A 12,169-nucleotide genomic window follows, 5' to 3' on the forward strand; every position below is an offset into this window, starting at 1 on the left:
CTGGTGAGGGGTCGGTCGCAGGGTGTGTCGCGGCGGGGTGCGGCAACACGGCCCCGTACCGGCACGCCCTCGGGCCGGTACGGGGTCGGGAGGTGGGAACTCAGTGCTTCTCGGTGACGCCGGCGGAGTCGAAGGTGGCTACATCGTGCATCGCCCGCGCCGCGCTCTGCACCAGCGGGAGGGCCAGCAGAGCACCGGTCCCCTCGCCGAGCCGCAGGTCGAGGTCGATCAGCGGGCGCAGGCCGAGCTTGGCCAGCGCGGCCTGGTGACCGGGCTCGGCCGAGCGGTGGCCCGCGATGCAGGCGGCCAGCACCTCGGGGGCGATGGCCTTGGCGGCCAGGGCCGCCGAACCGGCGATCACCCCGTCCAGGATCACCGGCGTGCGCAGGCTGGCCGCGCCGAGCAGGAAGCCGGCGATCGCGGCGTGCTCCAGCCCGCCGACCGCGGCCAGCACGCCGAGCGGGTCGGTCGGGTCCGGGTGGTGCAGCTCCAGGGCGCGGCGGATCACCTCGACCTTGCGGGCGTGCGTCTCGTCGTCGATGCCGGTGCCGCGCCCGGTGACCTCGGCCGGGTCGGTGCCGGTGAAGACCGCGATCAGGGCCGCCGAGGCGGTGGTGTTGGCGATGCCCATGTCGCCGGTGATCAGCACCCGGTTGCCGGCCGCGACCAGGTCGCGGGCGGTCTCGATGCCGATCTCCAGCGCCTTGAGCGCCTCCTCCCGGGTCATCGCCGGGCCCTGGGTCATGTCGTCGGTGCCCGGCTTGACCTTGCGCGGCAGCAGCCCGGTGGTGCGGCCCTGCTGGACGGCGGCCGGCAGCTCGGTGGCCACGCCCACGTCCACCACGCAGACCTCGGCGCCGATCTGGTTCGCGAAGGCGTTCACCACCGCGCCGCCGGCCAGGAAGTTGGCCACCATCTGAGCGGTGACCTCCTGGGGCCAGGGGGTGACGCCCTGGGCGTGCACGCCGTGGTCGGCCGCGAAGACCGCGACGCAGGCGGGCTCGGGGATCGGCGGCGGGCACTTGCGGGACAGGCCGCACAGCTGGGCGGAGATGATCTCCAGCATGCCGAGCGAGCCGGCCGGCTTGGTCATCCGCTTCTGCCGGTCCCAGGCCTCGCCGAGCGCCTTGGCGTCCAGCGGGCGGATGGTGCGCAGGGCCTCGGCGAGCACGCCGCGCGGCTCCTCGCCGGGCAGTGCCCGGTTGCCGTACTGCTCCTCGTGGACCACCCAGGAGAGCGGGCGCTTCTTGGCCCAGCCCTGCTGCTGCAGCTCGGGCTCGTCCGGGAAGGCGTCCACGTAGCCGACGCAGAGGTAGGCGACGACCTCCAGGTGCTCGGGCAGGCCGAGCTCGCGGACCATCTCCTCCTCGTCGAAGAAGCTCACCCAGCCGACGCCCAGGCCCTCGGCGCGGGCGGCCAGCCAGAGGTTCTCCACCGCCAGCGCGGCGGAGTAGGGGGCCATCTGGGGCTGGGTGTGCCGGCCCAGGGTGTGCCGGCCGCCACGGGTGCGGTCGGCGGTGACCACGATGTTCACCGGGGTCTCGAGGATGGCCTCGATCTTGATTTCCTTGAACTGCTTGGCGCGGCCCTTGGGCAGCGAGTCCGCGTAGGCCTCGCGCTGACGGACGGCCAGCTCGTGCATCCGCTGCCGGGTCTCGGAGGAGCGGATCACCACGAAGTCCCAGGGCTGCGAGTAGCCGACGCTGGGGGCGGTGTGGGCCGCCTCCAGGACGCGCAGCAGCACCTCGTGCGGGACGGGGTCGGGGCGGAAGCCGTTGCGGATGTCGCGGCGCTCGCGCATCACCTGGTGGACGGCCTCGCGCATCGGGTCGTCGTAGCCGGGGGCGGCCGGGGCGCGGGGTTCGGCGGGCTCCGTGGGCTCGGCGGACTCGGTGGCCTCGGTGGCCTCCGTCGGCTCCGCGGTCCCGGGAGCGGCGGCGGCCTCGGGGGCCTCGGCTGCTTCCGGGGCCTCGGGGGAAGTTGCGGCCTCGGGAGCGGTTGCTGCCTCGGGGGCCGCGGACGCCTCGGCGGCCGGGGCGCCGGGGGTCTCGGTGGCGGCGGGCGCCTCGCTGGGCTCGGCGGTGGCGGCGGCCTGGGGGGCGGCTTCGGCGGCGGGCTCCGGGGCCGGCTCGGCCGCCGGCTCGGTGGCGGGCTCGGCCGCGGGTGCCACGGCGGGCTCGGCGACCGCCTCGGCAGCGGGCTCCGCGGCGGGCGCTATCCCGGGAGCGGGGTCGGCGACCGGGGCGCCGGCGGCCTGGGCCTGGGGCTGCTCCGCCGGCGCGACCTCGGGCTGCGGCTCGGTGGCGGTCGGCTCCACGACCAGGCCGAGCGGGGCGGGCGCGGCCAGGAAGGCGGCGATCCGACGCGGCGGTGCGGCCTGGGCCGGGACCTCCGGGGCCGGGGCGGCCTCGGGAGCCGCCTCGGCGGCGGGCTCGGTGGGCTGCGGCGGCACGGCCTCGGCGGCGGGCGCGGCGACAGCGGGCTCCGTGACGGGCTCGGCCGCCGGCGCCACGGAGGCGGCCTCGGCCGGGGTCGCGGAGGGGACCGGAGCGGGCGTCGAAGTCAGGGTCGGCTCCTCAGCCTGGTTGGTCTCCGGGGCCGGGGCGGCGACCGGGGCGGCTTCCGCCGACGGTGCGTCAACAGGAGTCTCGGCCGACTCGTCCTGCTGGGCCTGCTGGGCCTGTTCGGTCGGCTGGACCTGCTCGGTCGGCTGGGCGGCCGGCTGCGCTGCGGCGGGCTCCGCGGGCGTGGTCCCGGCGGCCGGCTCGGCCGGTGCGGCGGCCTGCGGCACGGTGGGGTCAGCGGCGTCCGGGGTCACGGCCTCGGGGGTCACCGACTCGGGGGCAGCCTCGGTGGGCGCGGCCTCCGGGGCGATGGCGGGCTCGGCAACCGGCTCGGCCGGGGCCGCGTTCTGGGCCGCCGCGGCCTCGGCGCCCTCGGCGGGGGTCGGCTCGGCCACCGGGGCCGCCACGACGGGCTCCGCCACCGGGGCGGGCTCCGCGAGCGGAGCGGCTTCCGCAGCCGGAGCGGCTTCCCCGACCGGGACGGCGGGCACCGACGGTGACTCGCTCGAGGTGGCCTGAGCCGGGATCACCACCGCATCGGCCGGCGGCTCGGCCGGCTCCGGGGCGGCCACGGCCACCGGGGCCGCGGGCGTGACGACCGGGATGCCGTGCGGCGGCGTGGTGCCCGGCGCGGACGGACCGCGGTCGGCCAGCGAACGGACCGGCACCTGACCGGTCATCAGCGAGGGGTCCGGAATCGGCGGACCGGCGTGCAGCGGGCGGCGGGCGGGCGCGGCGACGGACTCCGCCGGCGCGGCGGCCTGCGGCACGGCGACGGGCACGGCGGGCGCGGTGAGGACGACGGTCTGCAGATCCGGCTCGACCGGGGCGACGGCCTCGGCGACCAGGCCGGGCGGGTCCACCGGCGGCCAGGAGGGCTCGACCGGGGTACCGGCCGGCGGCTGCTCGGCGGGCTGCTCCACCGGCGCGACCGCGGTGGCCGACCCGGCGTCAGGCTGGACCGGCGCGACGGGCGCGACGGGCGCGATCGGCTCCAGGAAGACCGGGGCGACCGAGACGAGCCCGGGGGCCGGCTCCGGAGCGGCCACCGGCTGCGGCGGGACGACCTGCGGGGCCACCGGCTGCGGAGCGACGGGCTGGGAAGCGACGGGCTGGGGTGCCAGGGGCTGCGGGGCGGGCGAAGCCGGCGCGGCCAGCGCGGAGGCGGCGCCGGCCGGGGCGATCGGGGTGGGCACCGGAACGGTGGCGGACGGGAAGGCCACCCCGTCCGCGGTGTACACCGGGTAGCCCGTGCCCGGCAGGCCGCCCTGCGGCGCGAGGGCCTCACCGAGCGAGACCACCGGCGCGGTGGACGCGTCGCTCCAGGAGCCCTGCGGACCCGGCATCAGCAGGACGTCGTCCTCGTCGTCGAGCTGGTCCACCCGGTCGGGCTGGTCGATGAAGGTGTAGCCCGCACCCGACACTGCTGCCGGTACGGCCTGGCCGACGAGGTCGGTGCCCCACCCGCCACCTCCCTGTGCCGGATCAGTCCCGGTCCCGGGGAGCAGGTGCTCCGGCCGTCCCTCGTTGGGGACGTGACCGCCGTCGGTCATGTCAACACTCCTTCCAGGCCGCTTCCGCGTCCTTGGCGGCCCGGTCGCCGACCAAGGCGCACCGCCCGCTTCGGGTCCAAGCCGCGTGCCGGCCCACCCACAGTCCAACCTGCCGGCCGTCGCACGTGGTGCGCGACAGCCGTGGGCCGCCCGGTGGTCCCGGTGTCCGGCGGCGCTGACCGGCCCCGATCGGGGTAGCCGGTCACCGTTCACCGTCACCTGAACTAACGACAGCCCGGGGCAACCGGCACGACCGGCCCGGGCCCCGGGACATTCTCCCGGTCGGGCTGGTGTCAGTCGAATGCCCACACACCGATCCGCGTGTGGGTTGCACCACGTCGGTGCCGACCGCCGTACGAAGATCCCGAGCGGCGGTCGGATCGTCAGACTACCGGCCTCGACTGACCGCTCAGCGGTACGGTGTCCGATTCGTCCTCGATTGTCAGTTCGTCAGGAACCGACTTCCCAGCAGGTGGGACGCGGCTCCCAGGGCTTCGAGGCCTGGGAGGTTCCCGTCAGGCGGTGGCCTCGGCCCACAGGAGCACGCTGCTCTCCCCCGGGCCGATGCTCAGCCCGCCGTCGGCGGTGAGCGGGGCGGACTGCAGGAGCGCGCCCTCGACCTGGTAGCCCGCGGCCGCGACCACCCCCCGGATCGCCTCGGCCTCGCCGAGCGTGCGGGCCAGTGCCACCAGTCGGCCCGGACGGCGGGTCAGCACCGCGGCGACCGCCTCGGCACCGCCGTGCTCCACCACCACCGCGTCCGGCTCCGGCAGCCCGCCGAGCACCTCGGGCGGCTGGCCGGCGGCCGTCTCCACCTCGACCCCGTACCGGCGCGCGTTGACCGCGATCCGCGCGCAGGTGGCCGCGTCCGCCTCCACCGCGACCACGGCCGCGCCGAACCGCGCCGTCTCGACGGCGAGTGCGCCGCTGCCGGCGCCCACGTTCCAGACCAGGTCGCCCGGCCCGGGGCCGAGCCGGGCCAGGATCACCGCGCGCGCCTGCGGGGAGAGGATCTGCGCGCTCTCGCCGTCGTACGCGTCGCCGGGCAGCGCCCAGCCGCGCTCGGCGGCCGGGTAGCCGACCGGGCGCCCGGCCAGCCAGCCGGAGGGCGCGTCCACGGCCTGGGTCTGCGCGTTGCCGCCGATCACCAGCACCACGTTGGGCTCGCGCCAGTCGTGGTCGGGCACCCGGTCGGAGGTGAGCACGGTGACGTCCTCGTCCTCGGTGCCGAGCGCCTCACAGACCACGAAGGTGCGGTGCACCCCACGCAGCATCAGGGCCAGCTCGCTGGGCCCGGCGTCGGGGCTGGTCAGCACCGCGACCTTGGAGTGGGCGCGGCAGACGTTGGCCGCCCGGCGCAGCCGTCCGCCGTGCGTGCTGACCACCTGGGCGTCCTCCCAGGGCATACCGGCGCGGGCGAAGGCGGCGGCGACCGAGGAGACGGCCGGCAGCACCTCCAGCTCCAGGCCGTACTCGGGCCGGCGCAGGGTGCGCACCACGCCGAAGAAGCCGGGATCCCCCTCGGCGACCACCACCACCGCCCCGCGGTGCTCGGCGATCCGACGGGCCGCCAGTTCGACGCTGCCGAGCGCGATCCGTTCGGCAGCGGCCGGCACCGGCAGTGCGTTGAGCTGGTAGGGCGCCCCCGCCACCAGGGTGGCCGCGGCGAGTGCGGCAGCGGCCGCCTCGGTCAGCGGCGTGCCGTCCCACCCGATGACCGTGATCCGGTCCGCCATCGCGGCTGTTCTCCCTCGATTCCCGCCACACGACTGGCCACGGCGCACGGCGGTCGCGCGGCGGGCTCCGGGCTGGTCCGGGACCGCGGGCGCGAGGTGTACCCACCCCCGCCGCAAGGTCATCCGTCCCGCAGAGGAGGTTACCTGGTGGGCGGGTGCGGTGGCCGCGCGGCTCGTGCCCCTTCCGGCCGCCAGGAGGGTTCTACTCCCGGTGGAGTCCGGCGAAGGAGGGGTGGGCGGGCTCCAGCGGTTCGAGGTCCTCCGGCAGCAGGCTCCAGACGATCAGGTCGCTGCGGCTCTCCTCCCCCGCCGAGCCGACCTCGCCGGTGCGCACTATCCAGGCGCTGCGCAGCACGCCCTCGCTGATGCAGCCGATCTTCTGGGCGACCTGCTGGGCGGCGGTGTTGCCGGCCGCGGTGCGCAGTTCGAGACGGAGGAAGCCGCGGTCCTCGAAGAGCCACTGGGCCACCCCGAGCAGCGACTCGACCGCGTAGCCCTCGCCGCGGGCCCAGGGAGCGGTGACGTAGGCGGCCTCGGTGCTCAGCAGGCGCCAGTCGGTGTTGCGCAGCTCGACGGTGCCCACCAGACGCTGGGTCAGGTGCTCGGTGACGGCGAAGGCGATCCCGCGCCCCTCCGCGCGCAGTGCGGGCACCTGCCGGCGCACCCAGTGCAGCGCGTACTCGCGGGTGTAGGGCTGGGGGACGTCGGTCCAGCTGAGCACCAGGTCGTCGGCCATCATGGCGACCAGCTCCGGCACGTCGCCCTCCTCCAGAGGGCGCAGCAGCAGCCGTTCGGTGCTGATCGCGGTCTCGGGGAAACTCGCTGGCATACCGTCTCTCCTCGCCGGGTGGTGCACCCACCGTACGCCCCCGCGCGCGCCGGGTTCCGCCGCGGGTCGACGGGGCGTCAGATCCGACCGCCCGCGACACGCGCGCCGGGCCCCGCCGCGGGGTGCGGCGGGGCCCGGTCCGGTGCGCGGGTGCGGCTCTAGAAGGCCGGGATGACCGAGCCCTGGAAGGTGTCGTCGATGTACTTCTTCACCTCGTCGGAGTGCAGCAGCTGGGCCAGCTTCTGCACGCGCGGGTCGTTCTCGTGGCCCTTCTTGACCGCGAGCACGTTGGCGTAGGGGTTGCCCTGGGCCTTCTCCAGCAGGATCGCGTCGGTGGCCGGCTTGAGGCCGGCGCCCAGCGCGTTGTTGCCGTTGATCACCGAGGCGTCGACGTCGTCCAGGGCGCGCGGCAGCTGGGCGGCGTCCAGCTCCTTGAACTTGAGGTGCTTCGGGTTGCCGGTGATGTCGCGGATGGTGGCGCCGGTGCCGACGCCGTCCTTGAGGGTGATCACCTGGTTGTCGGCCAGCAGCTTGAGCGCGCGGCCCTCGTTGGTGGCGTCGTTGGGGACGGCCACCGAGGCGCCGTCGGCCAGGTCCGCGACCTTCTTGACCTTCTTCGAGTAGACGCCCAGCGGCTCCAGGTGGACGTTCTCCACGGGCACGATGTCGGTGCCGTGGGTCTTGTTGAAGTCGGTCAGGTAGGGGACGTGCTGGAAGAAGTTGGCATCGGCGGAGCCGTCCTGCACGGCGGGGTTCTGCTGGGTGTAGTCCGAGACCTCCTTGACCGTCAGCTTCAGGCCCGCCTTGGCCGCCAGGTTGTCCCGGATGTAGTCCAGGATCTGGGCGTGCGGGGTGGGGCTGGCGACCACGACGAGCGGCTTGTCGGCGCTGTTCGAGGAGCTGGAGGAGCCGGACGAGCAGGCCGCCACGGAGAGCGTGAGGCCGGCGGTGGCGAGGACTGCGGTGTACTTCAGGACGGTACGCACGAAAAGTGCCTTTCTCCGTTGTTACCAGGGGCCGCGCACCCGGGGGTCCGGGGGCGGAGGTCTTGTTGCGCGCCGGTGCGGCCGGGGCGGTCAGGCGGCCGGGCGGCGCAGCTTGGCCAGCAGGCCGGCGGCGGAGCCGCGGTGGGCCAGGCGGCGCCCGGCGAAGTCGCCGAGCAGCTGGACCAGGGTGACCAGGATCACCAGCTCGATCACGATGACGATCATGAAGTTGGTCTCGAAGCGCATGTAGCCGTAGGTGATCGCCAGGTTGCCCAGGCCGCCGCCGCCGACCGTGCCGGCCATCGCCGAGTAGCCGACCAGCGCGATCACCGTGGTGGTGAGGCCGGAGACCAGGGCGGGCAGGGCCTCGGGCAGCAGCGCCTTGCGGACCACGGCCCAGGTGCCGCCGCCCATCGACTGGACGGCCTCGACCAGCCCGCCGTCCACGCCGCGCACCGCGCTCTCCACCAGCCGGGCGAAGAACGGGATGGCGCCCACGGCCAGCGGCACGGTGGCCGCCTGCCAGCCGATCGTGGTGCCCACCACCCAGCGGGTGAAGGGGATCAGTGCGACCAGCAGGATCACGAAGGGCAGCGAGCGGCCGACGTTGACCACCGCGCCGATCACCTTGTTCACCGCGACGTTGCGCAGCAGCCCGCCCTTGTCGGTGAGCACCAGCAGCACACCCAGCGGCAGGCCCACCAGCAGCGTGATCAGGGTGGCGATGCCGACCATCTGCAGGGTCTCGATGGTCGCGTCGTGCAGCAGGGGCTGCATGTCGTCCCAGTTCATGCCAGAGCTCCGATCGCGCTGATGACGTCCACCTGAAGGCCCTGCTCGCGCAGGAAGCCGATCGGCACCACGTTGTCCTGGTGGCTGCCGGGCAGCTCGACCCGCATCCGGCCGACCTGGCGGCCCCCGATGGTCTCCACCGCGGCGCCCAGGATGTTGACATCGACCTGGTAGGTCCGGGCGAGCAGGGAGACGAAGGGCCGGCCGGAGGTGTCGCCCTGGAAGGTGATCTCCAGCACCGTGCCGTCCGGGCGCCCGGTGCCGAACTCGCTGAGCGGGAAGAGCTCGCGGGCGAGCTCGGAGCTGTCGGTGGCGACCAGGTCGGCGAGCGTGCCGGCCTCGGTGATCCGCCCGTCGCGCATCAGCGCGGCGGAGTCGCAGACCGACTTGATGACGTCCATCTCGTGGGTGATCAGCAGCACGGTCAGGCCGAGCTGCTGGTTGAGGTCGCGCAGCAGCTTGAGGATCGAGCGGGTGGTCTCCGGGTCGAGCGCGGAGGTGGCCTCGTCGGAGAGCAGCACCTTGGGGTCGCCGGCCAGCGCCCGGGCGATGCCCACGCGCTGCTTCTGGCCACCGGAGAGCTGGCTCGGGTAGGTGCGCGCCTTGTCGCCGAGGCCGACCAGGTCCAGCAGCTCGGCGGCCTTGCGGCGGCGCGCGGTGCGGTCCAGTCCGGTGAGCTCCAGCGGCAGCTCGACGTTCTGCTGCACGGTGCGCGAGGAGAGCAGGTTGAAGTGCTGGAAGACCATGCCGATCCGGCTGCGGGCGGCGCGCAGCTCACGGCCGGCACGATCCTCGCTGCCGCGCAGGGCGGTCAGCTCGACCCCGTCCACGGTGACCGTGCCGGAGCTGGGGCGCTCCAGCATGTTGACGCAGCGGATCAGCGTGCTCTTGCCCGCGCCGGAGGTGCCGACGACGCCGTACACCTCGCCTTCGCGTACGTGCAGGTCGACGCCGCGCAGGGCGCTGACCTGCCGGCCGCGTGAGGTGTAGACCTTGGTGAGGTCCTTGGTGGTGATCACAGCTGCTTTCCGATGGTCGGGGTCGGTGGGTCGTACACAGCCGGCCCGGACGCGGGCGTGGTGACGCCGTCGCCGGGGGCGGGGGATGTGACTCAGGAGGGTCTGGCTCGATCGGAGACTGCCGGAGTCCCGTGAAGGCTCAGCGGGAGGCGGCAGATCGAGCGGGAGGGCGGGCAGCGGCCCGCGGGGCGAGAGGCCCGATCAGCAGTGACACATTCGACAACACATGCCACGCACACCTGCCGGCATGGTGCCGGTGGCGGTGGTCTTCGTCGTCGCAGTCATGAAACCAGTAAAACAGATGAGAACGCTGCGTCCCAATGAACAGGATGTGACGTCCGCATTGCGGACACGACCCGGGCACGGCACGGCGGAACGCCGAACGGCCCCGCCTCGTGAGGCGGGGCCGTTCGGCGTTGAGTGGTACAGACCAGATGCGGCGACGGGGTCAGACCGCGGCGGCCAGCGGGATCTCGACGGGCTTCTCCAGGTCCACGAAGCTCAGCTCGCTGGTCACCTGGCGGGTGCCGACCTGCCGGTAGCCCTGGCGCGCGTACAGGCGCAGGTTGCCGAGGCTGCGGTGGCCGGTGTTCAGGCGGAAGGCCCGCACCGGGCGCTCGCCGGCCAGCAGCCGCTCCTCGACGGCGCGCAGCAGTCGGCCGCCGAGGCCGTGCCGCTGCATCCGCGGGTGCACGACCAGGCGGCTTATCCGGCCGACGCCGTCCTCCTCGACCCAGCCGCGCACCGAGCCGACCACCTCGCCGCCGAGCCGGGCGACCAGGACGTGACGGTCCGCCAACTCCTCGCGCAGGCTCGTCAGGCTCTGGGTGAGCGGCTCGATCGACCAGTCGCCGTAGAGCTCGGCCTCGCTCTGGTAGCCGAGGTACTGGAGTTTGAGGATCTGTTCGGTGTCCTGCTCGGTCGCCACCGAGATGATCACGCTCATGCCCATGTGCGGGGGCCTCCCATCGTCAATGCCCGGCGCGCAGGGTGAGGGTTTCGCACCGGATGGCCTGCCGGAGGTCGCCCGGCCGGGGATCGGCCCTGACCGGGAACAGCGCATGACCGTATCAGCCGAAATCGGCGATACGTTCGCCAGCGCTCTACCCAGCCTTCAGCTGTTCTCAACCAGCCGGCGGTCTCTGGTGGCGGAAATCACTCGAACGTCACGGCGTGGCGGCCACGGACGGATGAGTGGCCGGTGCCGACCGCCGACGATGGACCGGCGGCCGGTGACCGACGGTGGTCAGTGGCCGCTCCACTCGCGCTGGACGGCCAGGTCCGCCTTGACCTCCGCCAGCTGGACGGCCACCGCGCCGGGCGCCGTGCCGCCGCGCCCGTCCCGGGCACCGATCGCGCCGTGCACGCTGAGCACGTCCCGGACCTCCGGCGTCAGGTGCTCGGAGATCTCGGCGAACTGCCCGTCCGTCAGGTCCCAGAGCTCGATGCCCTGCGCCTCGCAGACCTTGACGCAGGCGCCGGCCACCTCGTGCGCCACCCGGAACGGCACACCGCGCTTGACCAGCCACTCGGCGATGTCGGTGGCCAGCGAGAAGCCGGCCGGGGCCAGCTCCTCCAGCCGCTCGCGGTGGACCGTGAGGGTGGCCATCATGCCGGTGAAGGCCGGCAGCAGGACCTCGAGGGTGTCACAGGAGTCGAAGACCGGCTCCTTGTCCTCCTGCAGGTCCCGGTTGTAGGCCAGCGGCAGCGCCTTGAGGGTGGCCAGCAGCCCGGTCAGGTTGCCGATCAGCCGGCCCGACTTGCCGCGGGCCAGCTCGGCGATGTCCGGGTTCTTCTTCTGCGGCATGATCGAGGAACCGGTGGAGAAGGCGTCGTGCAGCGTGATGAAGCCGAACTCCTTGGTGTTCCAGATGATCACCTCCTCGGCGATCCGGGAGAGGTTGATCCCGATCATCGCGGTGACGAAGGCGAACTCGGCGACGAAGTCGCGCGAGGCCGTGCCGTCGATCGAGTTGCCCACCGAGCCGCGCTCGAAGCCGAGTTCGGCGGCGACCGCCTGCGGGTCGAGCCCCAGCGAGGAACCGGCCAGGGCGCCGGAGCCGTAGGGCGAGACGGCGGTGCGGACGTCCCACTGGCGCAGCCGCTCGGCGTCCCGGCCGAGGGCCTGCACGTGCGCGAGGACGTGGTGGGCGAAGAGCACCGGCTGGGCGTGCTGCAGGTGGGTGCGGCCGGGCATCGCGGTGTCCGGGTGCACCTCGGCCAGGCCCACCAGTGCCTCCTGGAGGTCCAGGACCAGGCCGCCGATGATCCGGGCGTGGTCCCGCAGGTACATCCGGAACAGGGTGGCGATCTGGTCGTTGCGGGACCGCCCGGCCCGCAGCTTGCCGCCAAGGTCCGGGCCGAGCCGCTCCAGCAGACCGCGCTCCAGCGCGGTGTGCACGTCCTCGTCGGCGATGGTGCCGGTGAAGACGCCGGACTCGACGTCGGCCAGCAGCTGGTCCAGGCCCGCGAGCATGGCGGCGAGCTCGTCGTCCGTCAGGAGCCCGGCGGCGTGCAGCACCCGGGCGTGCGCCTTGGAGCCGGCGATGTCGTACGGGGCGAGCCGCCAGTCGAAGTGGACCGAGGCGGAGAGCTTGGCCAGCGCCTCGGAGGGGCCGTCGGCGAAGCGCGCGCCCCAGAGGCGGACGTCGGCGGGATGGTCGGACGGCATCGCGTGGGCTCCTTGCTGG

Annotated in this window: 8 protein-coding genes; all 8 read right to left on the bottom strand. The window is 74.2% G+C overall.

Annotated elements, in window-relative coordinates; all coding sequences use genetic code 11:
- Positions 1-100 precede the first annotated feature (100 nt).
- The 8 genes from cobT to argH all read right to left on the bottom strand — a co-directional run bounded on the left by cobT (position 101) and on the right by argH (position 12,150).
- The gene (gene cobT / locus OG294_RS08120; protein WP_327065744.1) at positions 101-4,117 is read right to left on the bottom strand and encodes a nicotinate-nucleotide--dimethylbenzimidazole phosphoribosyltransferase; all 4,017 of its coding nucleotides are present in this window, start codon (positions 4,115-4,117) and stop codon (positions 101-103) included.
- Between the two features lie 515 nt (positions 4,118-4,632).
- On the bottom strand, positions 4,633-5,853 hold the full coding sequence (cbiE, locus tag OG294_RS08125; protein ID WP_327065745.1) for a precorrin-6y C5,15-methyltransferase (decarboxylating) subunit CbiE: 1,221 nt from the start codon (positions 5,851-5,853) through the stop codon (positions 4,633-4,635).
- Positions 5,854-6,055: 202 nt separating this feature from the next.
- The gene (locus OG294_RS08130; RefSeq protein ID WP_327065746.1) at positions 6,056-6,682 is read right to left on the bottom strand and encodes a GNAT family N-acetyltransferase; all 627 of its coding nucleotides are present in this window, start codon (positions 6,680-6,682) and stop codon (positions 6,056-6,058) included.
- A 158-nt stretch (positions 6,683-6,840) separates the two neighbouring features.
- Positions 6,841-7,668, bottom strand: coding sequence for a MetQ/NlpA family ABC transporter substrate-binding protein (locus tag OG294_RS08135; RefSeq protein ID WP_327065747.1), 828 nt, complete (start codon positions 7,666-7,668; stop codon positions 6,841-6,843).
- A 90-nt stretch (positions 7,669-7,758) separates the two neighbouring features.
- Entirely contained in the window at positions 7,759-8,460 is a 702-nt protein-coding gene (locus tag OG294_RS08140; RefSeq protein ID WP_327065748.1) for a methionine ABC transporter permease, read from the bottom strand.
- Entirely contained in the window at positions 8,457-9,479 is a 1,023-nt protein-coding gene (locus tag OG294_RS08145) for a methionine ABC transporter ATP-binding protein (protein WP_327065749.1), read from the bottom strand. Before OG294_RS08145 ends, OG294_RS08140 begins: the two co-directional genes overlap by 4 nt.
- A gap of 448 nt (positions 9,480-9,927) precedes the next feature.
- Positions 9,928-10,431, bottom strand: a complete 504-nt coding sequence (locus OG294_RS08150; protein ID WP_327065750.1) for a GNAT family N-acetyltransferase — start codon at positions 10,429-10,431, stop codon at positions 9,928-9,930.
- A gap of 294 nt (positions 10,432-10,725) precedes the next feature.
- Complete coding sequence (gene argH, locus OG294_RS08155) at positions 10,726-12,150, bottom strand: argininosuccinate lyase (protein WP_327065751.1); 1,425 nt, start codon at positions 12,148-12,150, stop codon at positions 10,726-10,728.
- Positions 12,151-12,169 lie beyond the last annotated feature (19 nt).

Origin of the sequence: Kitasatospora sp. NBC_01302, assembly GCF_035976515.1 — a bacterium.
GTDB lineage: Bacteria > Actinomycetota > Actinomycetes > Streptomycetales > Streptomycetaceae > Kitasatospora.